This window comes from Nesterenkonia halobia, from assembly GCF_039536005.1.
Lineage (GTDB): Bacteria > Actinomycetota > Actinomycetes > Actinomycetales > Micrococcaceae > Nesterenkonia > Nesterenkonia halobia.
Genome location: NZ_BAAAYG010000007.1, coordinates 115,681 through 142,590, shown reverse-complemented (window position 1 = coordinate 142,590; position 26,910 = coordinate 115,681). Strand labels below are relative to the sequence as shown.

At 71.8% G+C, this 26,910-nt stretch carries 16 protein-coding genes and 1 tRNA gene; 8 read left to right on the top strand and 9 right to left on the bottom strand.

Features of this window, described 5'->3' with window-relative positions; all coding sequences use genetic code 11:
* Positions 1-24 precede the first annotated feature (24 nt).
* The 3 genes from ABD652_RS09670 to ABD652_RS09660 all read left to right on the top strand — a co-directional run bounded on the left by ABD652_RS09670 (position 25) and on the right by ABD652_RS09660 (position 4,714).
* A complete protein-coding gene (locus ABD652_RS09670) occupies positions 25-693 on the top strand; it encodes an MBL fold metallo-hydrolase (RefSeq protein ID WP_344720703.1) in 669 nt (222 codons plus the stop codon).
* On the top strand, positions 690-3,281 hold the full coding sequence (locus ABD652_RS09665) for a DEAD/DEAH box helicase (protein WP_425574569.1): 2,592 nt from the start codon (positions 690-692) through the stop codon (positions 3,279-3,281). The genes ABD652_RS09670 and ABD652_RS09665 overlap by 4 nt, the downstream gene beginning before the upstream one ends.
* A gap of 62 nt (positions 3,282-3,343) precedes the next feature.
* A complete protein-coding gene (locus tag ABD652_RS09660) occupies positions 3,344-4,714 on the top strand; it encodes an alpha/beta fold hydrolase (protein WP_344720700.1) in 1,371 nt (456 codons plus the stop codon).
* 39 nt (positions 4,715-4,753) lie between these two features.
* On the opposite strand, the gene ABD652_RS09655 is transcribed toward ABD652_RS09660, so the two are convergent.
* From ABD652_RS09655 to ABD652_RS09640, 4 genes are all read right to left on the bottom strand, one after another.
* Positions 4,754-5,980 carry a TerC family protein gene (locus ABD652_RS09655; protein ID WP_344720697.1) on the bottom strand — a complete coding sequence of 409 codons (1,227 nt, stop codon included), beginning with the start codon at positions 5,978-5,980 and terminating at the stop codon, positions 4,754-4,756.
* A 241-nt stretch (positions 5,981-6,221) separates the two neighbouring features.
* On the bottom strand, positions 6,222-8,393 hold the full coding sequence (gene uvrB / locus ABD652_RS09650; RefSeq protein ID WP_344720694.1) for an excinuclease ABC subunit UvrB: 2,172 nt from the start codon (positions 8,391-8,393) through the stop codon (positions 6,222-6,224).
* A gap of 183 nt (positions 8,394-8,576) precedes the next feature.
* The gene (coaE, locus tag ABD652_RS09645) at positions 8,577-9,116 is read right to left on the bottom strand and encodes a dephospho-CoA kinase (RefSeq protein ID WP_344720691.1); all 540 of its coding nucleotides are present in this window, start codon (positions 9,114-9,116) and stop codon (positions 8,577-8,579) included.
* 128 nt (positions 9,117-9,244) lie between these two features.
* Complete coding sequence (locus ABD652_RS09640) at positions 9,245-11,140, bottom strand: BCCT family transporter (protein ID WP_344720688.1); 1,896 nt, start codon at positions 11,138-11,140, stop codon at positions 9,245-9,247.
* Positions 11,141-11,412: 272 nt separating this feature from the next.
* Between ABD652_RS09640 and ABD652_RS09635 the strand changes: the two genes are divergently transcribed.
* Both ABD652_RS09635 and ABD652_RS09630 read left to right on the top strand, forming a co-directional pair.
* The gene (locus ABD652_RS09635) at positions 11,413-12,168 is read left to right on the top strand and encodes an IMPACT family protein (RefSeq protein ID WP_344720685.1); all 756 of its coding nucleotides are present in this window, start codon (positions 11,413-11,415) and stop codon (positions 12,166-12,168) included.
* A complete protein-coding gene (locus tag ABD652_RS09630) occupies positions 12,165-13,382 on the top strand; it encodes a class I SAM-dependent methyltransferase (protein ID WP_344720682.1) in 1,218 nt (405 codons plus the stop codon). Before ABD652_RS09635 ends, ABD652_RS09630 begins: the two co-directional genes overlap by 4 nt.
* A gap of 113 nt (positions 13,383-13,495) precedes the next feature.
* Here the strand turns inward: ABD652_RS09630 and rpsA are convergent, their stop codons facing one another.
* From rpsA to polA, 3 genes are all read right to left on the bottom strand, one after another.
* Positions 13,496-15,025 (bottom strand): 30S ribosomal protein S1, encoded by a 1,530-nt coding sequence (gene rpsA / locus ABD652_RS09625; RefSeq protein ID WP_344720679.1) that lies wholly within the window; start codon positions 15,023-15,025, stop codon positions 13,496-13,498.
* A 251-nt stretch (positions 15,026-15,276) separates the two neighbouring features.
* Positions 15,277-16,728, bottom strand: a complete 1,452-nt coding sequence (locus ABD652_RS09620; protein ID WP_344720676.1) for a GNAT family N-acetyltransferase — start codon at positions 16,726-16,728, stop codon at positions 15,277-15,279.
* A 15-nt stretch (positions 16,729-16,743) separates the two neighbouring features.
* Positions 16,744-19,611 (bottom strand): DNA polymerase I, encoded by a 2,868-nt coding sequence (gene polA / locus ABD652_RS09615; protein WP_344720674.1) that lies wholly within the window; start codon positions 19,609-19,611, stop codon positions 16,744-16,746.
* An 18-nt stretch (positions 19,612-19,629) separates the two neighbouring features.
* On the opposite strand from polA, the gene ABD652_RS09610 reads away from it, so the two are divergent.
* Positions 19,630-20,193, top strand: coding sequence for a hotdog fold thioesterase (locus tag ABD652_RS09610; protein ID WP_344720672.1), 564 nt, complete (start codon positions 19,630-19,632; stop codon positions 20,191-20,193).
* 145 nt (positions 20,194-20,338) lie between these two features.
* A complete protein-coding gene (gene putP / locus ABD652_RS09605; protein ID WP_344720670.1) occupies positions 20,339-21,853 on the top strand; it encodes a sodium/proline symporter PutP in 1,515 nt (504 codons plus the stop codon).
* Between the two features lie 85 nt (positions 21,854-21,938).
* Here the strand turns inward: putP and ABD652_RS09600 are convergent, their stop codons facing one another.
* Together ABD652_RS09600 and ABD652_RS09595 are read right to left on the bottom strand one after the other, a co-directional pair.
* Positions 21,939-23,168, bottom strand: coding sequence for a glycosyltransferase family 4 protein (locus ABD652_RS09600; protein ID WP_344720668.1), 1,230 nt, complete (start codon positions 23,166-23,168; stop codon positions 21,939-21,941).
* Between the two features lie 204 nt (positions 23,169-23,372).
* Positions 23,373-23,443: transfer RNA gene (locus ABD652_RS09595), tRNA-Gly, on the bottom strand.
* A gap of 209 nt (positions 23,444-23,652) precedes the next feature.
* Between ABD652_RS09595 and ABD652_RS09590 the strand changes: the two genes are divergently transcribed.
* Positions 23,653-26,850: a glycosyltransferase gene (locus ABD652_RS09590; RefSeq protein WP_344720666.1), complete on the top strand. Its 3,198-nt coding sequence runs from the start codon at positions 23,653-23,655 to the stop codon at positions 26,848-26,850.
* The last annotated feature ends 60 nt before the right edge of the window (positions 26,851-26,910 follow it).

The window sequence follows — 26,910 nt, the reverse complement described above, 5'->3', positions numbered from 1 at the left end:
ACAGCAGACCATAGACTGTCGCGCATGGCCTCCGACAGCACATTGATCCACGACCTCCCGGCGATCACGGTCCGCCGTCTCGCCGTGTCCGAGATGAGCAACAACGTGTATCTGCTCACCGCGAAGAAGTCCGGGATCCAGGTGCTGATCGATGCGGCCGCCGACGCCGAGGCCGTCCGCGGCATGCTCGCCGCCTCCGCCGAGGACACGCCCTGCGCCCCGCAGCTGCGGGCGGTGCTGACCACGCATCGGCATTGGGACCACATCCGCGCGCTGCCCGCGATCGCCGCGGACCCCGACGTCGAGACCGCCGCCGGAGCGGTGGACGCCGCGGCGATCGAGGAGGCCGAGGACGTGCGGATCGACCGCCGCCTCGAGCACGGACAGCTGGTCCAGTACGACGGCATCGGCCTCGACGTCATCGCCCTGCGCGGCCACACCCCCGGATCGGTCGCCTTCGTCTACCCCGTCGAGGACGGCCCGACGCACGTCTTCACCGGCGACTCGCTCTTCCCCGGAGGCGTCGGGAAGACCCAGTCCGCGGAGGACTTCGGCTCGCTGCTCGACGACGTCGTCGAGCGGCTCTTCGGCGTCTTCGACGACGACACGATCGTCCACCCCGGCCACGGTGCGCCCACCACCATCGGCGCCGAGCGTCCCCACCTGGCCGAGTGGCGGGAGCGCGGCTGGTGAGCGCCCGACCGTCGCTGAGCCAGCACCTGCCCGCCGCGGGGTCCGCGGGCGCCGACGAGCTCGTCGCCGCCTTCCAGGAGTGGACCGCCGCCCAGGGCATCACCCTCTATCCCGCCCAGGAGGACGCCGTCCTCGAGCTGGCCTCGGGCGGCCACGTCATCATGGCCACGCCCACCGGCTCGGGCAAGTCGCTGGTGGCCGCGGCCGCGCACTTCCTCGCCCTGGCCCGCGGCGAGCGCAGCGTCTACACGGCACCGATCAAGGCGCTGGTCTCGGAGAAGTTCTTCGAGCTGGTCGAGGTCTTCGGCCCCGAGAACGTCGGCATGGTCACCGGAGACTCGGCGGTGAACGCCCATGCGCCGATCATCTGCTGCACGGCCGAGATCCTGGCGAACGAGGCGCTGCGCGACGGCGCCGAGGCCGAGGTGGGGCCGGTCATCATGGACGAGTTCCACTTCTACGCCGAGCCGCAGCGCGGCTGGGCGTGGCAGGTGCCGCTGATCGAGCTGCCGCAGGCGCAGTTCCTGCTGATGTCGGCGACGCTGGGCGACACCTCCGGCTTCGAGCGCCGCATCTCCGCACGCACCGGCCGCGACGTCGTCACCGTCGCCTCCGCCCACCGTCCGGTCCCGCTGAGCTTCGAGTACTCGACGACGCCGCTGCAGCAGAAGCTGGAGGAGCTCGTCGCCGACGCGAAGGCGCCGGTCTACGTGGTGCACTTCTCCCAGCGCGAGGCCGCCGAGCGGGCCGCCGGGCTGGCCTCGCTGAACGTGGCCTCGACCGAGACGCGCGAGCGGATCAAGGAGCGGCTGAAGACCTTCCGCTTCGCCAAGGGCTACGGCACTGTGCTCAACCGGCTGCTGCGCAGCGGCATCGGCGTCCACCACGCCGGGATGCTGCCGAAGTACCGGCGGCTGGTCGAGCAGCTGGCCCAGGAGGGGCTGCTGAAGGTCATCTGCGGCACCGACACGCTCGGCGTGGGCATCAACGTGCCGATCCGCACTGTGCTGCTGAGCGCGCTGAGCAAGTACGACGGCGCCCGGACGCGGCAGCTCAAGGCCCGCGAGTTCCACCAGATCGCCGGCCGGGCCGGCCGGGCGGGCTACGACGACGAGGGCACTGTGGTCGTGCAGGCTCCCACCCACGTCATCGAGAACGAGCAGGCGCTGGCCAAGGCGCGCGCCAAGCACGGCGACGACCAGAAGAAGGTCGACCAGGCGGTGCGCTCGGCCGGGAAGAAGAAGCCGCCCGAGGGCTTCGTCTCCTGGAGCGAGGAGAGCTTCGACCGGCTGGTCGCCGCGCAGCCGGAGCCGATGGTCTCGCGGATGCGCATCAGCTATGCGATGGTGCTGCAGATGCTGGAGCGTCCGCAGGATCCGATCCGCGGGCTGCGCCGGCTGATCCTGGCCTCCGACGAGACGCCGGCGCGGAAGGCCATCCTGCAGCGCCGGGCGCTGGAGATCCTCCGCGAGCTGCTCGCCGCCGGAGTGCTGGAGCGCCTCGACGAGCCCGACGAGGACGGCCGGACGGTGGACCTGACGCTGGCGCTGCAGGACGACTTCGCGCTCAACCAGCCGCTGGCGCCCTTCGCCGTCGCCGCCCTGGAGCTGCTGGACCCGGAGTCGGAGTCCTATGCGCTGGACGTGATCAGCGTCATCGAGTCCATCCTGGAGACGCCGTACCAGGTCACCGGGGCGCAGGTGAAGAAGCTGAAGTCGGAGAAGCTGGCCGAGCTCAAGGCCGACGGCGTCGAGTACGTCGAGCGGATGCGGATCCTCGACGAGATGTCCCATCCGCAGCCGCTGAAGGAGCTGCTCACCCAGCAGTTCGAGGTCTACCGCAGCTCCGCACCGTGGGCCGGCGACCACGAGCTCACGCCGAAGGCGGTGGTGCGCGACATGGTGGAGCGCGCCTTCAGCTTCACCGACATGGTCAACCACTACCAGCTCGCCCGCTCGGAGGGCGTGCTGCTGCGCTACCTGACCGACGCCTATAAGGCGCTGCGCCGGACCGTGCCGCAGGACAAGGTCACCGAGCCGCTCCAGGACCTCGTCGAATGGCTCGGCGAGCTCATCCGCCAGACCGACAATTCGCTGCTCGAGGAGTGGGAGAAGCTCGCCGGCGGGGCCGAGGACGCCACCGCCGCGGACCTCGACCTCTCCCCCGACGTCGCGGAGGAGCCCGACCGGGTCACCGCCAATCCGCGGGCCTTCAAGGTCATGGTGCGCAACGCGATGTTCCTGCGCGCCCAGCTCTTCGCCGACGAGAAGGAGCAGGACCTCGAGGAGCTCGACGGCGAGACCAGCGGCTGGACCGCCGACCGCTGGGCCGAGGCCATGGACGCCTTCTTCGGCGTCTACGACGACGTCTTCGTCGACGCCCATGCGCGCGGCCCGGGGCTGATCCGCATCGACGAGTCGCCCGACGGGCATCCCGGCCGCTGGCGGGCGGTGCAGGTCCTCGACGACGCCGAGGGGAACCACGACTGGGGCATCCACGCCTGGATCGACCTGGCGGCCTCCGACGCGGCCGGCGCGCCGGCGGTGCTCGTCGACCACGTCGGCGAGCTGCATCAGGCGCCGTCCTGACGCCTCGCCGCCGGAGCCGCGGCGTGCCGCCCAGCCGACCACCAGCCGCCCAGGAGGAGACGATGGCCCCGCATCCCGCCCGCGACGCCGCGCCGACGGCCGTGCCGCTCGGCGAGCCGCCGGTCCGCACGCTCCGCGACGGCACCCGGCTGGTCGACCGGCGCTTCCGCGTGCCGCTGGACCATGCCGAGCCGCAGGGCGAGCAGCTGGAGGTCTTCGCCCGCGAATTCGTCTCCGCCGAGGCCGTGGCCCGCGGCGAGGAGCACGTCGCGGCGATGCCGTGGCTGCTGTTCCTGCAGGGCGGGCCGGGCGGCAAGGGCTCGCGTCCGGCACGCTTGAACGGCTGGATGCAGGAGGCCGCCGGACGCTTCCGGATCCTGATGCTCGACCAGCGCGGCACCGGCCGATCGACGCCGTTGACCCGCCGCAGCCTCGCCGACCGCGGCGACGCCGCCGCGCAGGCGCGGCATCTGCGCCGCTTCCGCGCCGACTCCATCGTCGCCGACGCCGAGCGCATCCGCCGGGCCCTGGGAGTGACGAGCTGGAGCGTGCTGGGCCAGAGCTTCGGCGGGTTCTGCACGCTGAGCTACCTCTCCTTCCACCCCGAGGGGCTGGACCGCGCGCTGCTCACCGGCGGGCTGGCTCCGCTGACCGGCCACGCCGACCGCGTCTACCGCGCCACCTATGCGCGGATGCGGGCGCGGAACGCCGAGCACTTCGCCCGCTTCCCGGAGGACCGTGAGCGGCTCGACGCGGTGATCGACCACCTGCGCGCCCACGACGTGCGACTGCCCGACGGCTCGGCGCTGACCGTGCCGCGGCTGCAGATGCTGGGCATGCGGCTCGGCGGCGAGACCCGCGTCGACTCGCTGCACTACCTGCTCGAGGAGGCCTTCGAGGATGCGGCGCGGACCCGGCTGGCCGACGGCTTCCTCGCCGAGGTCGGCGCCGAGATCTCGCTGGCCGACCGGCCGCTCTACGGGCTGATCCACGAGTCGATCTACGGGCAGCCGGCCGCGCGCACCGAGGGTCGCGGCGCCACCGCCTGGGCCGCCGAGCGCGTGCTGGCCGAGCACCCCGACTTCTCGCCGGAGGCGAGCTCCCCGCTGCTGCTCGGCGAGATGTTCTTCCGCGACCATGTCGCCGGCGACCCGGTGCTCGCGCCGCTGCTCGAGACCGCCGAGGCGGTCGCCGCAGTCGACGACTGGACGCCGCTCTACGATCTCGACCAGCTGGCGCGCAACGAGGTGCCCGCCGCCGCGGCCGTCTACACCGACGACGTCTACGTCGATCGGGACCTCTCGCGGGAGACCGCCGCCCGGGTGCAGAACCTGCAGGTGTGGGAGACCGACGCCTTCCACCACGACGGGCTCGGCGACGACGGCCCCCGTGTGCTGCGCGAGCTGCTGCACCGCACCGACGCCGCGGACTGAGGTCCGACGGCGACGGCCCCGCCGTCGGACCCCGGCCGTTCAGCCGCGCGCGGGGCCGCCGAGGTCCTCGGGCCGCAGCTCGCGGTGCTCGACGCCGTGGGCGTCGTCCAGCACCGCCAGATACCGCTCACGGTGCTCGATCAGCGCGTCCTTGTGCTTCTCGGGCACCTTCTCGTAGCGCGCCCGCCACCGGTCGACGGACTCGCGGGCGGCGTCGAGCTCCTGCTGCGTCCCGCCGGACTCCACCAGGGCCAGGTACGTCCGCGAGGACTGCTCGGCGTTCTGGATGACGCGCAGCGCCCGGCCCTTCGGCGCCAGCAGCGAGGCGACCACGGTGATGACCAGCACCGCCAGGATCACCAGCAGGGACAGTCCGGTGGGCACCTCGGCGACGTGGACGCTCTCGCCGTCGTTGATGAAGGGCAGCTTGTTCTCGTGCAGGGCGTGGAGCATCAGCTTCACGCCGATGAAGCCCAGGATGATCGCCAGGCCGTAGGAGAGGTAGATCAGCCGGTCCAGCAGGCCGTCGATGAGGAAGTAGAGCTGGCGCAGCCCCATCAGCGAGAACGCCGTGGCGGTGAACACGATGTAGGGCTCCTGGGTGAGCCCGTAGATCGCGGGGATCGAGTCCAGCGCGAAGAGGATGTCGGTGCCGCCGATGGCCACCATCACCAGCAGCATCGGCGTCATCATCCGCTTGCCGTCGACGCGGGTGAACAGCCGGTCGCCGTCGTAGTGGTCGGTGGTGGGGATGACCTTCTTGGCCAGCCGGATGAAGATGTTGTCGGCCTCGTCGGCCTCGTCGCCGGTGAGCTCCTTCTTCAGCAGCTGGCCGGCGGTGAGCAGCAGGATGATGCCGAAGAGGTAGAAGACGTCGCTCCAGACGCTGATGATCCCGGCTCCGGCGAGGATGAAGGCGGTGCGGGCGATCAGCGCGAAGACGATGCCGAAGAGCAGGACCTTCTGCTGGTCCTCGCGGGGGACGTTGAAGCTGGCCATGATGACCAGGAAGACGAAGAGGTTGTCCACCGAGAGCGCCTTCTCGGTGACATAGCCGGCGTAGTACTCGGTGGCTCCGGCATAGTCGCCGACGACCAGGAAGACCAGGCCGAAGAGCAGGGCCAGGGCGATGTAGATCGCCGACCAGACGGCGGCCTCGCGGATCGAGGGCGCGTGGGCCTTGCGGACGTGGGCGAAGAAGTCGAAGAGCAGCAGGCCGATGATGACGGCGAGGGTGATGCCCCAGATGAGCGGGGTGTATTCCATGGACGGAGTCCTTTCACGAGGTCGCTCGCGGACACGGGCAGGCCTCGTGAGTCTCTCCGCCCGATGCCGGCGGCCCGTCCCGGAGCAGGCCCCGGCGGGCGGTCGGCGCAGGCCGCCGTCCCCGGCGGGCCGCCTTCGGCCCGCGTGCTGACGTGGACGGCGCGGCAGGATACTCCCTCACGCGCAGGCCCATCATAGCGGCTCGGCCGCCCGCCGGCACCATCGCACCCGGGACGGCGCGTCAGGCCTGGCCGGCCTCGCGCATCTGCCGCAGCTCCTTCTTCAGGTCGCCGATCTCGTCGCGCAGCCGGGCGGCCAGCTCGAAGTTCAGGTCCTCGGCGGCCTGGTGCATCTGCTGGGTCATCTGCTCGATGAGGTCGGCGGTGTCCTTCGCCGGCGTGGTCGACGCCGCGGAGCGGCCCGATCCCGACGAGCCCTCGCCGGTCGCGGCCTCTGTGCCCGAGGCGCCCGAGGCGCCGTCGCCGGTGCCCTCCAGCGAGGTCAGTCCGCGGTGACCCTTGCCGTATTCGAAGCCGACGGCGAGGCCGCCCATGCCCTGCAGCAGGTCGGCGGTGTCGGCGTCCTCGCGGGCGAGCTGGTCGGTGATGTCGGCGATCTTCTTCTGCAGCGGAGCCGGGTCGATCCCGTGCTCGGTGTTGTAGGCGATCTGGATCTGCCGGCGCCGCTCGGTCTCGTCGATCGCCCGGCGCATCGAGTCGGTGACCCGGTCGGCGTACATGTGCACCTGGCCGGAGACGTGGCGCGCGGCGCGGCCGATCGTCTGGATCAGCGAGGTGGCCGAGCGGAGGAAGCCCTCCTTGTCGGCGTCCAGGATGGAGACCAGCGAGACCTCCGGCAGGTCGAGGCCCTCGCGCAGCAGATTGATGCCGACGACGACGTCATGGGTGCCGCGGCGCAGCTCGCGGAGCACCTCGACGCGCTTGAGCGTGTCGACGTCCGAGTGCAGGTACTCGACCTTCACCCCGTGGTCGAGCAGATACTCGGTGAGCTCCTCGGCCATGCGCTTGGTCAGCGTGGTCACCAGCACGCGCTCGTCCTGCTGCTCGCGGCGGCGGATCTCGGCGAGCAGATCGTCGATCTGGCCCTGCGTGGGCTTGACGACCACCTCCGGGTCGACCAGCCCGGTGGGCCGGATGATCTGTTCGACGTACCCGTCGGAGAGCCCGAGCTCGTAGTTTCCCGGAGTGGCGGACATGTAGACGGTCTGGCCGATCCGCTCGAGGAACTCGTCCCACTTCAACGGCCGGTTGTCCATCGCCGAGGGCAGCCGGAAGCCGTGCTCGACCAGCGTGCGCTTCCGCGACATGTCGCCCTCGTACATCCCGCCGATCTGCGGGATCGTCACATGCGACTCGTCGACGACCAGCAGGAAGTCGTCCGGGAAGTAGTCCAGCAGGCAGTGCGGCGCCGAGCCGGCGTCGCGGCCGTCGATGTGCCGCGAGTAGTTCTCGATGCCGTTGCAGAAGCCCATCTGCTGCATCATCTCGAGGTCGTAGGTGGTGCGCATGCGCAGCCGCTGGGCCTCGAGCAGCTTGTCCTGCGACTCCAGCTCGGCCAGCCGCTCGCGCAGCTCGTCCTCGATGGCGGTGATCGCCCGCGCCATCCGCTCGTCGCCGGCGACGTAGTGGCTGGCCGGGAAGATGTACATCTCGTCCTCGTCGCGGACCACGGTGCCGGTCAGCGGATGCAGCGTCTGGATGCTCTCGATCTCGTCGCCGAAGAACTCCACGCGCACGGCGAGCTCCTCGTACATCGGGATGATCTCCACCGTGTCGCCGCGCACCCGGAAGGTGCCGCGGTGGAAGTCCTGATCGTTGCGCGTGTACTGCATGCCCACGAAGCGGCGGAGCAGCTCGTCGCGGTCGAGGGCGTCGCCGACCTGCAGCGGCACCATCTGCTCGATGTACTCCTCCGGCGTGCCCAGGCCGTAGATGCAGGACACGGTGGCGACCACGACGACGTCGCGGCGGGTGAGCAGCGCGTTGGTCGCCGAGTGCCGCAGCCGTTCGACCTCGTCGTTGACCGAGGAGTCCTTCTCGATGAAGGTGTCCGTCTGCGGGACGTAGGCCTCCGGCTGGTAGTAGTCGTAGTAGGAGACGAAGTACTCGACGGCGTTGTGCGGCAGCAGCTCCCGGAACTCGTTGGCCAGCTGCGCGGCGAGCGTCTTGTTCTGCACCAGGATCAGCGTCGGCCGCTGGACCTGCTCGACCAGCCAGGCCGCCGTCGCCGACTTGCCGGTGCCCGTCGCGCCCATCAGCACGACGTCCTTCTCGCCGCCGTCGATCCGCTCGGCGAGCTCGGCGATGGCCTTCGGCTGGTCGCCGCTGGGCTCGTAGGAGCTGACGACGTCGAACGGGGCGACAGTGCGGTTGATCTTCGGCGCCAGACTCATCGTTCGCTCGCTCCCCGTCTCCTCGTGTCGCTCCGAGCCGGGCCTCGGCTCGTTCTCCGCCCACCCTATCGCCCGTCTGCCCGGGAGATGAGTCCGCGGAACGTGCGGCGATGATGCCGCATTCCCACACGTGCCGCGGAGCCATCGCCTGCGGCGGGGCCAGCGCCGGCGTCAGCAGCGGGGTCAGCGGCCGAGGCGCCGGCGCAGCGCCTCCATCAGCTCGTCGACCTGCGCCTCGAGCGCCGCACGCGTGGAGTCGTTGTCCAGCACGACGTCGGCGGCCGCGGCGCGCTCGGCGTCGCTCGCCTGGGCGGCGAGCCGGGCGCGGGCGTCGGCGGCGTCGGCGCCGCGGTCCTCGACGAGGCGCCGCACGCGTTCCTCCTCCGGCGCCCGGACCACCACGACGACGTCGAAGCGGTCCTGCTGGCCGGTCTCGACGAGCAGCGGGATGTCCTCGACGACGACGCTCCCCGGCGCGGCCGTCTGCAGCCGACGACGGGACTCGGCGCGCACCCGCGGGTGCACGATGCCGTTGAGCCGCTCGCGGGCCGCCTCGTCGGCGAAGACGATCCGTCCCAGCGCCGGACGGTCCAGGGCGCCGTCGGCGTCGAGGACCTCCTCGCCGAAGGCCGAGACGACCTCGGCCAGCCCCTCGGTGCCGGACTCGAGCACCTCGCGGGCGATGCGGTCGGCGTCGATGATCTGTGCGCCGCCGTCGGCCATCCGCGCCGAGACGGTGGACTTGCCGGAGGCGATCCCCCCGGTCAGCCCGACGTGGACGATCGCGTCGGCGGCGCGCGGCCGGGACCCGTCATGCGCCTCCGGCGAGTCCCGGCTCCTCGCGGCGGCGCTCAGCGTCGACCCTCCTCGTCGTCCGCGCCGCCGGTGCTCGGCGCGCTCTGGTCGCCGGCGCCGCCGCCGGCCGCGCGCTCGGCGGCGGCCTGATCCACCGTCGGCAGGTCGCCGGTGCGGATCCGGTACTCCTCGACGATCTCCGGCTGCTCGACGTGCTCGACCTCGGGAGCGTTCTCCGGCTGGGTGCCCTCCTGATAGTCGGGGGCCACGACCGCCTCGGTGAGCGAGTCGTCCCATTCGTCCATCCGCCGCTCGTACTCCTCCGGCGGCAGCGTCTTCAGCCAGCGGCGCGTGCGCAGATAGCCGACTTCGCCGGCGTCCTCGCGCATCGCCCGCGAGAGGTTGAACATCATCAGGTAGCCCAGCAGGAAGAACGGCAGCCCCAGCACGATGGCCACGCTCTGCAGCGCGTTGAGCCCGCCGTCGCCGGTGGCGGTCAGCAGGATCGCGGCGATCAGCCCGATGGCCACCGCCCAGAAGCCCTTCTGATGCCCGGGGACCTGACCCTCGAAGCCCGAGGACATGTCGTTGAGCACCAGGGCCGCGGAGTCCATGGACGTGACGAAGAAGATCGCCACCAGCATGATCGCGATCGCCGAGGTCAGCGTCGCCAGCGGGAACTGGTCCAAGAAGGCGAAGAGCGCTCCGGGGATGTCCCCCTCCCCGACCACGCGTTCGACGAGTCCGCCGTCGCCGTTCATCTGGATGTCGAAGACGCCGGTGCCCCAGATGCCGAACCAGACGATCGTGAAGAGCGTGGGCAGGCCCAGCACCCCGGCGACGAACTGGCGGACGCTGCGGCCGCGCGAGATGCGGGCGATGAAGATGCCGACGAACGGCGACCAGGTGATCGTCCAGGCCCAGTAGAAGATCGTCCAGCCGTTCTGCCATCCGGTGTCGGCCAGCGTGTCGTTCCAGAAGGCCAGCTCGGGCAGCATCGAGGCGTAGACGCCGGTCCATTCGATCATGCCCTTGAGCAGGTGCACCGTCGGACCGGAGATCAGGATGAACGCCAGCAGCAGGACCGCGACCCAGATGTTGAAGTTCGACAGCCGCTTCACGCCCTTCTCGACGCCGAGCAGAGTGGACGCCAGCGCCACCAGGGTGACCGCAGAGATGATGAGGATCTGCGACAGGGCCGACTGCGAGATGCCCATCACGCTGGCCAGCCCGGCGTTGATCTGCAGCGTGCCCAGGCCGATGGAGACCGCGACGCCGAAGACCGTGCCGACGATGGCGAGGATGTCGATGGCCCGGCCCCAGTTGCCGTGGATCTTCTCCCCCAGCAGCGGCTGGAAGATCGAGGACACCCGCGGCGGCAGGTTGCGCTTATAGATGAAGTAGGCGAAGGCCAGTCCCGGCAGCGCGAAGATCGTCCAGGTGTGCAGCCCGAAGTGGTAGAGCGTGAAGCCCATCGCCTCGCGCGCGGCCTCGGCGGTGCCGCCGACGATCGTCGTCGGATCCACCGTCTCGCCGGCGGAGCGCATCTCCTCGGCCTCGTCGGCCGATATCCCGCGCGGCGGGTTCGCGAAGTGGTTCACCGGCTCGGCGACCGCCCAGAACATCAGGATGGTGCCGATGCCGGCGGCGAAGAGCATGCCGAACCAGGAGATGTCGCTGTGCTCCGGGGCCTCGTCGTCCTGGCCCAGCCGCATGCGGCCGAAGCGGCCCAGGGCGATGTAGATCAGGAACAGCAGGAAGATCGTGACCCCGGAGATGTAGAACCAGCCGAGGTTGTCGTAGATCCACGTCGACATGGTGCCGAACAGGTCACCGATGCGGGTGGGGATGATCAGCGTGACCACCACGAAGGCCAGGATGAGACCGGCCGAGACGAAGAAGACCGCGGGGCTGGTGCGCAGCCTCAGCAGGTCGTGGAATCTCTCGAGCATGTCGTCGCCTTTCCAGGGAGGATGCATTCCGGCCGAGTCGGGTCCGGGCGCCGTCGGCGACGGCCCGCAGACCCGGCGGGGCCCGACTGATACCCCAACGGTAGGCAATTATCGGTCGGAGAGCACGCGACACACGGCTCGCGAGTGTGACCGGCACCATCATCGCTCCTCCAGGTCGTGGCTCCTCGAGGCATCCGGCGGCCCCGCGGCGCGCCGTCGGAGACGGTCCGGGCGGCCGGCCCGGCCGACGCGATCGCCTAGACTGGACGGTGATGACCCCTCCGCCGCCGTCCTCCTCCGCGACGCCCGATCCCGCCTCCTGCACTGTGCTGCGCCCCGGCGTCGACGTCGTCGCCGAGATCGAGCGGCGGAAGTCCCGCTTCCTGGCCGTGCTGCGCCGGACCTCGTCGCCGGAGGAGGCCCAGGAGCTCGTCGACGCGCTGCGCCGTGAGCACCACGCGGCCCGGCACCACTGCAGCGCCTGGCTCATCGGCTCCGAACGGCACGTGCAGCGGGCGAACGACGACGGCGAGCCCTCCGGCACCGCCGGCGCCCCGATGCTCGAGGTCCTCGCCCAGTCGACGATGCCCTCGGACCGCGCCGATCTGACCGACGTCGCCGCCGTGGTGGTGCGCTGGTTCGGCGGCACGCTGCTCGGCGCCGGAGGCCTGGTCCGCGCCTACTCCGACGCCGTGGGCGAGGCCCTGCAGCAGGCGGCGGCGACGGGCGGGACGGTGCAGCGTCGGCGGATGCGGCAGTTCCGGCTCGATGCGCCGATCGCCGACGTCGGCCGCTGGGAGCACGAGCTGCGCGGCGCCGGCGCCGCCGTCCGCGAGACCGAGTACGGCGTCGGCCCCTCCGGCGCCCGGCTGCATCTGGCCGTGCCCGACGACGACGGGCCGGTGACGGCGCTGCAGGGACGGATCGCCACGCTCTCTGCGGGAGCCGGTGAGCTGCGTGCCGCCGGAGTGGACTGGGTCGACGTCGAGCACCGCAGCGACGACGGCGCGGGCGAGGTCCCGGCATGAGCCGCGCGCTGGAGGCCGGCCGCACGCCCGAGGTGGTCCCGTCCCGGCTGACTGCGACGCCGCAGGACGGCGGCGCCCTCGACCGTGCGCGGCTGCGCCGGCGTCCCGACGACGGAGAACAGGCCTACGACGCGGCCGACCTGCTGCTGCTCGACACGGCGGCCGCCTGGTGGGCGGCCGGACATCCCGCCGACGGAGTCGTCGTCCTCGACGACCGCTGGGGTGCGCTCACCCTGCCGCTGGTCGCCGCCGGACACACGGTGCGCACGGCCCAGGACGCCCGCGGCGGCGAGCTGGCGCTGGCCGAGAACGCCGCGACGCTGGATCTCACGGCTCCGGCGCCCCGGCCGGTCGACGCCGACACAGTGGCCGGGGCCCGCACAGTGCTGATGCCGCTGCCCCGCTCGCTCGATGCGCTGGCCGACTGGGCCCACCTGGTGGCCGAGCACGCCGCCGAGGACGTCGTGCTGCTGGCCGGCGGGCGCGACAAACACATGACCCGGTCGATGAACGAGGTGCTGGAGCAGCACTTCGCCGACGTGGTCCCCGGCCGAGGTCGGTCGAAGTCGCGGGTGCTCACCGCCCGGTCGCCGCGGCGAGGGCTCCCGGCGCCGGGGCCGCGGCGCGCGGTCCACGCCGTGGCCCCGATCGACGAGCTCACGCTGTGCAGCACGGGCACCACCTACGGCGGCACCAGCGTCGACCCCGGCACCCGACGGCTGCTGGCCGCCGTGGACGGCCTCGCGGCGTTCGAGGCGGAGCTGGCCGCGGCCGATCGCCTCGTCGACCTGGGATGCGGCAACGGGACGGTGGCCGCCTGGGCGGCGCGCCGCCGGCCGCAGGCGCAGGTGCTGGCCGTCGACGACTCCGCCTCGGCGACGGCCTCGACGACGCTCACCGCCGAGGCCAACGCCGTCGCGGACCGCGTGGAGGTCCGCCGCGCCGACGAGCTGGAGGACGTCGCCGCCGACGGCGGCGAGCGGCTGATCCTGCTGAATCCACCCTTCCATCGGGGCAACGCCGTCGATCCCACGGCGGCCCACCGGCTGATCGCCTCGGCCGGCCGCGCCCTGGCGCCGGGCGGGACGCTCTACTGCGTGTGGAACTCTCATCTGCAGCACCGCGCGGCGCTGCGGCGCTTCGTGGGCCCGACGCGCCAGCTCGCCCGGGACCGGAAGTTCACCGTGACGGTCAGCGAGAAGCCCGCCGGCTGAGGCGGTCGGCGGACGGAGTCCGCGCCCGCAGACGACGAAGGGGCCCGCCCCACCGATCGGTGGAGCGGGCCCCTTCGTGGTGCCTCAGGCGCTCTGGGCGCTCAGGCGGATGCTCAGCCCTGGCCGGTGAGCTTCTCGCGCAGAGCGGCGAGGGCCTCGTCGGAGGCCAGCGTGCCGGCGTCCTCCGGAGCCTCGGAGGAGTAGTTCGACGGAGCCGGCTCGCGCTTGGCGGCGCCGGAGTTCGACGAGCTGGAGCTGGAGCTGGAGCTCGAGCTGGAGCTGCCTCCGCCGCCGACCGTCTGCTGCGCGACGACCTCGGCGTCGGCCTCGAGGGCCTTGCGGACCTGCTCCTTGTGAGCCTCCCAGCGCTCCTGAGCGGCGGCGTACTGAGCCTCCCAGGCAGCGCGCTGCTCCTCGAAGCCCTCCATCCACTCGTTGGTCTCCGGGTCGAAGCCCTCGGGGTACTTGTAGTTCCCCTCCTCGTCGTACTCGGCGTCCATGCCGTACATGGCCGGGTCGAACTCGGTGCCGTCCGGGTCGACGCCCTCGTTCGCCTGCTTCAGCGAGAGGCTGATGCGGCGACGCTCGAGGTCGATGTCGATGACCTTGACGAAGAGCTCCTCGCCCACCGAGACGACCTGCTCGGCGAGGTCCACGTGGCGGACCGCCAGCTCGGAGATGTGCACCAGGCCCTCGATGCCGTCCTCGACGCGGACGAACGCGCCGAAGGGCACCAGCTTGGTGACCTTGCCGGGGACGACCTGGCCCAGCGCGTGCGTCCGGGCGAAGGCCTGCCACGGGTCCTCCTGGGTGGCCTTCAGCGACAGCGAGACCCGCTCGCGGTCCATGTCGACCTCGAGCACCTCGACGGTGACCTCCTTGCCGACCTCGACGACCTCGTTCGGGTGGTCGATGTGCTTCCAGGACAGCTCGGAGACGTGCACCAGGCCGTCGACGCCGCCCAGGTCCACGAAGGCGCCGAAGTTGACGATCGAGGAGACGGTGCCGGTGCGGACCTGGCCGCGCTCCAGCTTGTTGAGGAAGGAGGAGCGCACCTCGGACTGGGTCTGCTCCAGCCAGGCGCGGCGGGACAGCACCACGTTGTTGCGGTTCTTGTCCAGCTCGATGATCTTGGCCTCGATCTCCTGGCCGATGTAGGGCGCCAGGTCGCGCACGCGGCGCATCTCGACCAGCGAGGCCGGCAGGAAGCCGCGCAGCCCGATGTCGAGGATGAGGCCGCCCTTGACGACCTCGATGACCGTGCCGGAGACGACGCCGTCCTCGTCCTTGATGCGCTCGATGTCGCCCCAGGCGCGCTCGTACTGCGCGCGCTTCTTGGAGAGGATCAGGCGGCCTTCCTTGTCCTCCTTGGTGAGGACCAGAGCCTCCACCTGGTCACCGACCGCGACGACCTCGTCCGGGTCGACATCGTGCTTGATGGACAGCTCGCGGGACGGGATGACGCCTTCGGTCTTGTACCCGATGTCGAGGAGGACCTCGTCACGGTCGACCTTGACGATGACGCCTTCGACGAGATCGCCGTCGTTGAAGTACTTCATCGTGGCGTCGACGGCGGCGAGGAACTCTTCCGAGGTGCCGATGTCGTTGACGGCGACCTGCGGGGTGGTTGCGGTGGTGGTCATGTAGTAGGGGCTCCGATGAGGGATCGTTGGCTTATTGGTCAGCGCACGGTTCTCCATGCACTGAGCGACGGACAATTGACAATGACAAGGTGCTGGATCACATGCGATGATGCACGCAGTCGAGCAGAAACTGTGCCAGACGTCAGCTATCGACTCTGTGCGCAGAACGCGCCCGGCCAGTCTATACGCGCTCACCAATCGGATTCAACCGCACGGGCGCGTCGCGGCCCGGGTCAGACGCGCGCGGCGGCTCAGAAATGTGTGGCGCAGAACGGCCGGGTCGGCAGATCGACGATCGCCGAGAGCTCGCGCAGCGCGCCCTCGGCGTCGCCCGCTCCCCCGCTCGCCGCGGCGCCGTCGGCGACGCTCAGCCGACCCGCCCGCTGCATGGTGACCACCGCCGCGTCCCCGAGGTACAGCGAGCCCAGGGTCTCCACGTCCGTGGACAGCACGGGACCGACCGGACGCCGGTCCGCCTGCTGCTCGGTCACCGGTTCGGCCACCGGCTCGACGGCCGCCACGCCCCCGGAGACCTCGATGCGGTAGACGCCGTCGGCGATGCCCTGCGGATCGCTCAGCCGCAGCGTGAACGCGCCGTCGCCGCCCCACTCGCGGGCCTGCAGGCAGCGGACGACGTCGAGGAGGCGCACCCAGAGGACATCGCGGACCTCGCGGACCTGCACGCTGCGCGGATTCACCGCCGCGGCATGCAGCACGTCCTCGACCGAGGCGCCGTCCAGCTCGGCGCGGGCGACCAGGTCCCGCTGCGCCAGATGCCGCCAGAGCTCCACATGGCTCGTCGCATCGGCGGCCACCAGATCGGCGATCTCGAGCGTGCTCGGCTCGGTCTCCCAGCCGGCGTGCCGGAAGGTCACGTAGCCGCCGATCGACCCGTCGTCGCGCACATGCACCGCCGCCCGCAGACGACGGTCCCAGGAGGTCACATCGCGCGGCGACCAGCGGGCGGTGGCCCGGCGACGGTAGCCCGCCGGCCGGTCCACCGATCCGCGGACCCGGCGATGGAACTGCGCGAAGACCTCGTCGACGACCTCGTCCATGGCCGTGGGGTCGGCGGTGATCACCCGGCCGCTCGGCTCCCCGCGCAGCTGCAGCCGAGTGCCGGCGCTGTGCGCCAGATCCACGCGCAGCACGGCCTCCCGCGCGGCCACGCCGAAGCCGTAGCGTCCGTAGATCCCGCCCTCGGAGGCGGTCAGCGCGGCCAGCGGCACTCCGTCGTCGACGGCGCGGGCCAGCGAGGACGTCATCAGATGCGCGAGGATCCCGCGCCGGCGGAATCCGGGATCGACCGTCACTCCGGTGATCAGCCGGGCGTCCAGCAGCGGGCCGTCGGCGCCGCGGCCGCCGGCGTCGAGCGTCTCGTCGAACTCCACGAAGGTCGCCGCCGGATGATCGGCGCTGAACCCGACCCGTCGACGGGCGGCCGCGCCGGGCTCTTCGCTCGCCGGATCGAGGTGCACCCCGACCAGCCGCTGCGCATCGGCGACGAAGGTCTCCGTGTGCCGCGAAACCTCCTCATCCGACAGCCACGGCTCGTAGAAGCCCTGCATCGTGGTGCGCAGATGCGCCGCAGTGCGCGCGTCGGCGGCGCCCTCGGCGTCGAGCGCCGGGGCGAAGGTCTCCGCACGCAGCCCCTCGGGCAGCGGAGAGACCTGCGGACGGCGGGGCGGTGTCAGGGAGCTCACGCCTGACAGGCTATGTCAGTGCGCGGCCTCGTGCCAGGAGGAGCCGACGCCGACGTTCACATCCAGCGGCACGTTCAGGTCCGCGGCGGCGGCCATCTTCTCCACCACCAGCGAGCGCACCTGCTCCTGCTCGCCCGGGGCGACGTCGAGGATGAGCTCGTCGTGGACCTGCAGCAGCATCGTCGAGGAGAGCCGCTGCTCGCGCAGCGCGGCGTCGACGTCGAGCATCGCCTGCTTGATGATGTCGGCCGCCGAGCCCTGGATCGGGGCGTTGAGCGCGGCCCGCTCGGCCATCTGGCGCAGCTGCCGGCTCTCGCTGGTCAGGTCCGGCAGGTACCGCCGTCGGCCGTAGATCGTGGAGGTGAAGCCGTCCTTCCTGGCCTGCTCGACGACCTCGCGCAGGTAGTCGCGGACGGCGCCGAAGCGCTCGAAGTACTCGTTCATCAGGTCCCGGGCCTCGTCGACGCCGATGCCCAGCTGCTTGGACAGTCCGAAGCTGGAGAGGCCGTAGACCAGGCCGTAGCTCATCGCCTTGACCTTCGCACGCATCTCGCCGGTGACCTCGTCGGTGCCCACGCCGAAGACGCGGGCGCCGACGAAGCTGTGCAGATCCTCGCCCTCGCGGAAGGCCCGGATGAGCTCCTCGTCGCCGGAGAGATGCGCCATGATGCGCATCTCGATCTGCGAGTAGTCGGCGGTCAGCAGCGACTCGCACCCCTCGCCGACGACGAAGGCGTCGCGGATGCGGCGACCCTCGGCGGTGCGCACCGGGATGTTCTGCAGGTTCGGATGCAGCGAGGACAGCCGGCCGGTGGCCGCGACCGTCTGCGCGTAGGTGGTGTGGATCCGGCCGTCGTCGCCGATCGACTCGACCAGCCCGGTCACCGTCTGCCGCAGCTTCGTCGCGTCGCGATGGGCCATCAGATGGACCAGGAAGTCGTTCTGCGTCTTGGCCAGCAGGTCCTGCAGCGACTCGACGTCGGTGGAGTACCCGGTCTTGGTCTTGCGGGTCTTGGGCAGCTCGAGCTCGTCGAAGAGCACCGTCTGCAGCTGCTTCGGCGAGCCGAGGTTCACCTCGTGGCCGATCGCGGCGTAGGCGGCCTGGGCGGCGTCCTCGACCTGGTCGGCGAACTCCTGGTCGAGGGCCTCGAGCCGCTCGGCGCTGACCGCGATGCCGGCCAGCTCCATCTGAAGCAGCACCTCGGCCAGCGGGATCTCCAGGTCGCGGACCAGGTGGTCGGCCCGCCGCTCGACGAGCTGCTCGGTCAGCACCGGGCTCAGCCGGTGCAGCAGCAGCACCTGCAGCGCCGCGGCGTCGAGGTCGCCGCCGGTGACGCCCGGCAGCACGTCCTGGGAGGAGAACAGCGTGCCCTCCCCGCCCAGCGGGTCCTCGGAGGAGGTGCCCTCGGCGGGCTCCTCCCCCGCGGCGGGCTCGTCGGCGCCGAGCCAGTCGGCCGGGTCCGCCGAGGTGCGCAGGTGCTGGGTCACCAGGTCGCCGACGTCGAAGTTCCGCCGGTCGGGCTGGATGAGGTAGGCCGAGAGCAGCGTGTCGTCGACGGCCCCGCGCAGTCGCAGACCGCGGGCGGCGAGCCGACGTCCGGCATCCTTGAGGTCGTGGACGCGCTTGGGCGCCTGCGGATCGGCCAGCCAGTCCGCCAGCGCCTGCTCGACGGGCGGCTCGGCGTCGGTCAGCGAGACGGCGAGCGCCTCGGCCGGCGCCTCGCCCTCCGCGGCGGCGTCGTCCGGCGGCAGCAGCACGACGGCGAGCGCCTCGGCGGTGCGGGCGGCCTCGTCGCGCTTGGCCTTGGTGGAGAGGCTCTCGCCGCTGCGGTCCAGGCAGAGCGCGACGCCGACCGGCCCGGCGGCCTCGCGCAGCGATTCGACGTCGGCGGCCGCGTCGAGGGTGCGGACCCGCGGCAGCCGCTGGGTCGGCGTCGGGCGGGAGGCGGCCTCGGGGAAGCGTTCGGCGAGGGTGTCGAAGAGGCGGTCGCGGATCTGGTCGAACTGCAGCGCGTCGAAGAGCGGCTCGACCGCCTCGCGGTCGGGCGGGCCGAGGACGGCGTCCTCCAGGTCCACCGGCAGCTCGACGTCGCACAGCAGCCGGTTCAGCTCCAGGTTGCGCTCGACGTCGTCCAGGGCCGCGCGCAGGTTCTCGCCGCGCTTCCCGCTGATCTGGTCGGCGTGGTCGATGATGCCGCGCGCCGAGCCGTACTGGCCCAGCCACTTGGCGGCGACGCCGGGGCCGACGAGCGGCACGCCGGGCAGGTTGTCGGCGCTCTCCCCCACCAGTGCGGCGAGGTCCCGGTACTGCTCCGGCGGCACCTTGTACTTCTCCTCGACGCCGGCCGGGTCGAGCCGCACGCTCTTGCTCACTCCGGAGGTCGGGTAGTCGAGATGGGTGCGCTCGGTGACCAACTGCAGGGCGTCGCGGTCGCCGGAGACGATCAGCGTGCGCCAGCCCGCCTCCTCGGCGCGGGTCGCCAGCGTGGCGACGATGTCGTCGGCCTCATAGCCCTCGACGGTGATCGCCGGGATGCGCATCGCTTCGGCGACCTGCTTGATCAGCCCGATCTGGCCGCTGAACTCCTCCGGCGTCTTCGCCCGGCCGGCCTTGTACTCCTCGTAGGCCTCGTGCCGGAAGGTCGGGGTGTCGAGGTCGAAGGCCAGCGCGACATGCGTGGGCTTCTCCTCGCGGATCAGCTTCAGCAGCATGTTCGTGAAGCCGTGCACGGCGTTGGTGTGCTGGCCGGTGTCGGTGACGAAGCTCTCCGGCGGCAGCGCGTAGAACGCGCGGAAGGCCATCGAGTGTCCGTCGACGACGAGCAGCTTGCGGTCGGTCTCCAGGGTCTGGCCGCCGGAGGCGGTTTCACGTGTCGGGCTCACAGTGCAACTCTAGTGGGCATGGATGGAGATTTCATCGCGGCCCGGACGGCTCCGGCCGCGGACGACGCCCCGCCCCCCGAGTCCGCTCCAGCGCCGGCCCCCGCCCCCACTCCGCTGCCCGAGGAGGACGAGCGGCTGGCGCTGATGCGCGAGGCCGGAGTCCCGGAGGAGCTCTTCGCGCATATGGGTCCGCACGGCGTCTCCCCGCTGGCGCGGACCATGGGTCTGCGCTTCGTGGAGATGAGTCCCGAGCGGATGGTGGCGACGCTGCCGGTGGCCGGCAACGAGCAGAACATGGGGCTGCTGCACGGCGGGGCGCATATGGTGCTGGCCGAGACGCTCGGCTCGATCGCGGCGATCCTGCATGTGCGGCTGGACCTGCAGCAGCAGAACGCCGTGGTCGGCACCGAGCTCAACGCCACGCACCATCGGGCCGCGACGGCGGGGATGGTCACCGCCATCTGCACGCCGATCTCGCGGGGCCGGACGCTGACCTCCCACGAGATCGTGATGCGCGACGAGCGGGGCCGCCGGCTGTCCACCGCGCGGATGACGAACATGATCCTGGCGCCGCGCGACTGACGCGCCGGCGACGGGCGGGCGGCCCGCGGGCGACGGGCGGATGGACGGCGCAGGGCCGCCGCCTGTCGAGGCTCTGAACGGAGACTGCACGGCGACTAGGCGCGGCATATGGTGACCCCGCACACTGCGTGTCATACTCTGCCGCATGATCGAGACCGCAGATTCCTCCGTCCAGCTCGTGGCGGTGATCCTGTACTTCGCGTGCATGCTCGCGATCGGGTACTACGCCTATCGCCGCACGAGCAGCTACGACGACTACATGCTCGCCGGCCGCCGGCTGCGCCCGTCGACCGCCGCCCTCTCGGCGGGAGCCTCCGACATGTCCGGCTGGCTGATGATGGGCCTGCCCGGCGCCATCTACGCCTCCGGACTGGTGGAGGCCTGGATCGCCATCGGGCTGACCGTCGGCGCCTGGCTGAACTGGAAGTTCGTCGCGCCGCGCCTGCGGGCCTACACCGAGGTCTCGCAGAACTCCATCACCATCCCCAGCTTCCTGGAGTCCCGGCTGAAGACCGACAATCATGCCGTGCGGATCATCGCAGGGCTGATCATCCTGGCCTTCTTCATCTTCTACGTCTCCTCCGGCCTGGTGGCCGGCGGCCAGTTCTTCACCGTGGCCTTCGGCCTGGAGTACGTGCCGGGGATGCTCATCGTCGCCGGTGTGACGGTGGTGTACACGCTGGCCGGCGGCTTCCTCGGCGCCTCGCTGACCGACGTCGTGCAGGGCACGATGATGTTCATCGGCCTGCTGCTGGTGCCCATCATCGCGCTGGCGACGATGGGCGGATGGGGCGACGTGACCTCCGGCGTCGACGCCGCCGACGCGGCCTCCGGCGGCGACGTCGACCGGATGAGCTTCCTGGTCGGCGCCTCGTTCTGGGGCGTGGTCTCGGCCGTGGCCTGGGGGCTGGGCTACTTCGGCCAGCCGCACATCATCGTGCGCTTCATGGCCATGCGCTCCGTGGCCGACGCCCCCGCCGCCCGGCGCATCGGCATCGGCTGGATGGCGCTGGCCGGCTTCGGCGCGGTGATGACCGGACTGATCGGCGTGGCCTACTTCCAGAGCGAAGGCTCCGCGCTGGACAACCCCGAGCACGTCTTCCTGGTGCTCGCCCAGGCGATGTTCCACCCGTTCATCGCCGCGCTGCTGCTGGCCGCCGTGCTGGCCGCAGTGATGTCGACGATCTCCTCCCAGCTGGTGGTCTCCTCCTCCGCGCTGGTCGAGGACATCTACCTGAGCTTCGGGCGGAACTCCACCCGCCGCCAGCAGCTGATGCTCGGCCGCGCGGCCGTGCTGACCGTCTCCGTGGTCGCCGCCCTGCTGGCGCTGGACACCGAGTCGACGATCCTGGACCTCGTCGGCTTCGCCTGGGCGGGCTTCGGCGCCGCCTTCGGCCCGGTGGTGCTGCTCAGCCTCTACTGGCGGAAGCTGACCATGCCCGGCGTGCTGGCCGGCATGGTCGTCGGCGCGGTGACTGTGGGCGTCTGGGGCTCGATCGACACCCTCTCCGGCGTGGTCTACGAGATCATCCCCGGCTTCGCCCTGGCGCTGCTGGCCGCCGTCGTCGTCTCGCTGGCGACCTACCGCCGGAACGCGCAGGTCGAGGAGGAGTTCGACGCGATGCTGGCCCAGACCGGCGGGACGAAGACGCCGGCCTGATCCTGGGTCGCGCCGAGGACGACTCGGACCCGCCCCGCATGACGAGGCCCTCCTTCCGGAGCTCCGGAAGGAGGGCCTCGTCATGTCAGGACGTCGCCGGCTTCACGCTCCGGCGGCGTCGGCCGCGGCGGTCCCAGCGCCGCAGGAACCCCAGGATCGCGTCCTCCAGGGCCTCGGCGTGCGCCTCGGCGGTGTAGCGCTCCTCGACGACGGCCCGGCCGGCCGCCCCCATCCGCCGCATGCCTTCCGGGTCGGCGAGCATCTCGGCGAGGACCTCCTGCAGGGAGGCCGGGTCCCCGGAGCGGTACAGCCGGCCGGTCTCGCCGTCGACGACGGCCTCGATCTCCGGACTCGAGTCGGGGTGGGCGTCCTCGGCCACCACCGGCACGCCGAAGCCCAGCGCCTGGGTGACGTTCAGCCCCGCCCCGCCGATGCAGACGGCGGCGTCGGCGGCGGCGTAGAGCGCGCGGAGCCGGTCGACGTCGTAGACGGCCCCCAGGAAGTCGGCCTCCAGGCCGGCGGCGGCGAAGCGCCGTTCGAGCCGGGGCCGCTCGACGCCGTCGCCGACGACGATCACCCGCGGCCGCACCACCTCCTCCGGCAGCTGTTCCAGCGCCTCGACGAGGGTGTCCAGCCGGTGCCGGGTGGTCAGCCGCGAGCTGTAGATCAGCGTCGGCCGTTCGTCGCCCGTCGGCTCCCGACGGCCCTCCTCCGCACGGCTCGCGCCGGAGCTCCTCGGGACGTCGGCGTCGGCCGCCTCGAGCTGGTCGGCCGAGTAGATGCTGTTGTACACCACGGCGATCTTCTCGGCGTCCACGCCGTAGGCGGTCCCCAGCTCACGGGCACGGTCCCCGTAGACCAGCAGCCCGTCGGAGAGCGCGTAGAAGGCCAGGCGCAGCCGCCGCTTCATCCCGGACTCCGGACGCTTCCAGCCGTGGCCCCAGAGCAGCACCCGGGCCCCGCGCGCCCGGGCGGCGAGCAGCGCGGCCCAGGCGGAGAGGGTATAGATGCGGCCGGCCAGCACGTAGACGTCATGGCGGCCGGAGAGCACCGCACCGACCTGGCCCTTCTCCCACCAGAGCTCGCCGCAGGAGACGAAGTCCATCGGCGTGACCTCGGCCAGCACCGATGCGTCGGCGGACTCGATGCGGTCGGCCGATGCCCCCTCGGAGTTGCGGAATCGGCCGACGAGGTCGAACTCCAGGCGCCGGCTCTCCAGCAGCCGTCGCAGCAGCGGGCCCCGGTAGTGGCTGACCGTCGGCTGGACCACGAAGTGCACGCGCGGTCGGTCGGCGGAGCGGGATTCGGCGGGCATGCGGACCTCGGGGCTTCAGGACGACGACGGACGGACTGGCCGGAACTGGTCCCGACCTTCTTCGCCATCGTATCGACCCGCCGCGCGACCCGGACGCCGAACGCCGACGCCCCGGAGACGGGAGGGGCACGGACGACGACGGGCCCTCTGCGCAGATCTGCACAGAGGGCCCGTCGTCGAGGATGTCCTGCGACATCTCAGGAGAGGGGATGACGGGAATCGAACCCGCGTCGTCGGTTTGGAAGACCGAAGCTTTACCATTAAGCTACATCCCCGATCGGCCGCGGCGTCGCGGCGACACCTCAGATTAGCAAGACCCCGGCGCCGCCGCCAAACCTCGCACGCACCCCCTGCCGCCGGCGGGCCCGCCGGACCTGCGACGCCGCCCCGGGCGGCCTCCGCGCCTGCGCGATCTGCACCGACCTCGCCGGGGAGGCGGCATGCCGGACGACGCCGCGCACTCCGGCGGCGATAGGCTCTCAGGGTGAGCACTCCCCCGCCATCCGAGCACGCCGAGCAGCCCGAGCAGCCCGCCCCGGCCGAGACCTGGGCCTCCGCACTGCAGGAGACCGTCCGCACCCACCGCCGCGCCGCATCGTGGATGGCCGAGCAGACGCATGCCCCCGACGTCTGGCGGCGGCCGGCCGAGGCGCATCGTCGTCGCGCCGCCACGCTGGAGAACCGCGGGGCCGCGACGGAGGAGCACCGGGGACCGTCGCTGCCCGCCGAGCTGCTCGCCCCGCCGCGGCCCGCACCGGGCGCGGCGACGCCGCCCCGACGCGCCGTCGAGCAGGCGCTGGAGGCCGCCGAGCAGCTCCCCGGCCCCGAATCCGGGGTCACCCGTCCGCGGCTGGACCTGCGCCTCGGCATCATCTGCGACCGGTTCCTGCTGGACACCTTCACCGGCGCCGCCGAGCTGCTGCCCATCACCCCGCAGAACTGGCGGGAGCACCTTGGAGAGGTGGACGTGCTGCTGGTCGCGGCGACCTGGCGCGGCCACGACGGCGCCAGCTGGGACGTCACCGGCGAGGGGGCGCGCGCCCGCCGGACGCTGCTGGTCGAGACTCTCATCCCCGCCTTCCGCGCGGCCGGAGTCCCGACGGTCTACTACGGCAAGGAGGATCCGCCGGACTACCGACGCTTCCTCGACGTCGCCCGCGCCTGCGAGCACATCCTCACCACTGCCGCCGAAGTCGTCCCGCAGTACCGCGCCGACTGCCCGGCCGCGCGCAGCATCGAGGTGCTGCCCTTCGGGGTGAACCCGCTGCTGCACTCGCCGCTGGGCGGCCGCCCCGCCGGCTCGGAACTGATCCCCTTCGCCGGATCCTGGATGGGCCGGAAGTATCCGAGCCGGGCCGAGCAGGGCCGATGGATCCTCGACGGCGTGCTGGCCGCGGACCGGCCGCTGGCGCTGATCGACCGGCACTACGACGCCGAGGACCCCTCGCCGAACCAGCTGGTGCCGTTCGAGTACTGGCCGCACCGCGCCCCCTCGATGGACCACGAACAGCTGATGGGGCTGCAGCGCACCGTGGACATCGCGATCAACTTCAACTCGGTGCAGGACTCGCAGACGATGTTCGCCAACCGGGCGCTGGAGCTGCAGGCCTCCGGAACGATGGTGCTCTCCACCTACAACCAGGGGCTGAACTCGCACCACCCGCAGGTGCACATCGCCAACTCCGCCGAGGACGTGGCCGCGACGCTGCGGCACCTGACGTCCTCGGCCGCCGGACACCAGGACCTCCGGCGGATCCAGGGCGATGGCATCCGCCGCGTCTTCCTCGACCATCACGTCGTCGACCTCCTCGCCCGGGTGGCCGCGATCGCCGGAGTCAGCGTCGAGACGCCGGGAGAGCGTGTGCTGGCCGTGAGCGAGGAATCGACCGAGACGCTGCGGGCGGACCTGCGCATCCAGTCGGCGGGATCCGTCGACCTCGTGCGCTGGGAGGATCTGCCGGCCCGCGCGGACGACTATGACATCCTGCTGCCGGTCAGCCCCGACCGACGCTACGAGCCCGACTACGTCGCCGACCACCTGGCGGGCCTGCGATTCCAGTCCGCCCCGATGACGGTGAAGCTGGAGAACCAGGCCGACGGAGGCCTCGACGCCGCGACCGACGCCGCCTCGCTGACCCATCGACGAGCAGGGTCCGACGCCGCGTGGGAGCTGACCGCTCTGCACCGCCCCCAGGAGACGCTGGGCGACTCCGCTCTGCTGGGATCGGCGGAGCGGACCGCGGCGGCCGCCCGCGGGCTGCGCAGCCTCGCCCTCGACTCCTTCCAGCACCGTCGCACAGAGTCGACGGTGACCGTCTCCGCCGCGGGGGCGGATGCCGACGAGACGCCGGAGCGCGCCGACGCGGAGGAGCCGCTGCAGGACGCCGCCGCCCGGACCCGCGCCGTCGCAGCCGCCGAGGGGCTGGACCTGTCGGTGATCGTGCCGATCTTCGACAACGGGCACCACCTGCGGCACAAGGCCTTCGCCTCGCTGCGCCGCTCCCCCGGGTTCTCCCGGATGCACGTGCTGCTGGTCGACGACGGCTCCACCGACGGCGTCACCCCGGCGATCGTCGCGGAGCTCGCCCGCACCCACGCCAACGTCACCGCCTACCACCACGCGCCCGGCGGCTCCGGATCGGCGTCGCGCCCGCGGAACACCGGACTGGCCCTGGCGGCGACCGAGTACACCACCTATCTGGATCCCGACGACGAGCAGCTCGGCGACTCCTACTCCCGGATGGCCGATCGGCTGGCCGCCGCCGAGGAGGCGAACTTCGCGCTGGCCACGCAGATCACCTGGACCGACCGGCGGCTGCACCTGGACGTGCATTCCTGGCTGCGTGAGGGCGCAGCCCGGCGCGACGGCCTGCGCCGTCCGACGCGCGACAGCCTGCGGGCGACCCGATTCCGCCCGGCCAGCATCGAGTCCATGGTCTTCCGCACCGCCTGGCTGCAGTCGCTGGGGCTCGAGCAGCCGGTCGGCGCCACGGGCCAGGACACCTTCTTCTTCCAGCAGCTGCTCTTCCACGCCGAGGCGTATCTGGAGGTCGAGGAGCCCGCCTACGTCTACTACGGCGCCGTGGAGACCTCCATCGTCAATGCGATCTCGCCGGGCTACTTCCGCAAATACCTGCTGCTGGAGACGGCCCGGGCGGCCTGGCTGCGCGAGGTCGGACTGATGCAGGACTATCTGGACACGCGCTTCGAGTCCTTCTTCGTCGGCTGGTATCTCGACAAGCTCGACCGGGTGCCGGCAGCGCAGCGGGCCGAGGCCGCCGGAGTGCTCGACGAGCTGGCCCGCTGCTACGTCGAGGATCCGCGGGCGCATCCGTGGACGACGGCGGCGGCACGGCGCTTCTTCGGCCTGCCCGTCCTCCCCCGCGTCGGGATGCTGCGACCCGCCGGGCTGCGGCCGATCCTCGGGCGGCTCGCCCGCCGCGGCCGGGGCGAGGCGACGCTGGCGCTCGAGAGGTTCCGCGGGACTCCGGCCGGCCGGCGCCTCGGGACGGTCTATCGGCGCACGCTGAAGCCCGCGCCGTCGGCCGAACGCGGCGAGCTGCTCGCCGCGCTGCGCGAGGAGACCGACGCGGCCGAGGCCGCGGGCTCTCCGGTCCGCGCGGCGGCCGAGGCCGAGGACGCGCTGGAGGTGCTGCGCACCCGGCTGCTCGCCGCGGAGTGACCGAACCGGACGGCGGGCGCCGCCGGGCGCGCGGAACCCTCGGAGCCTCGCGGGAACGAC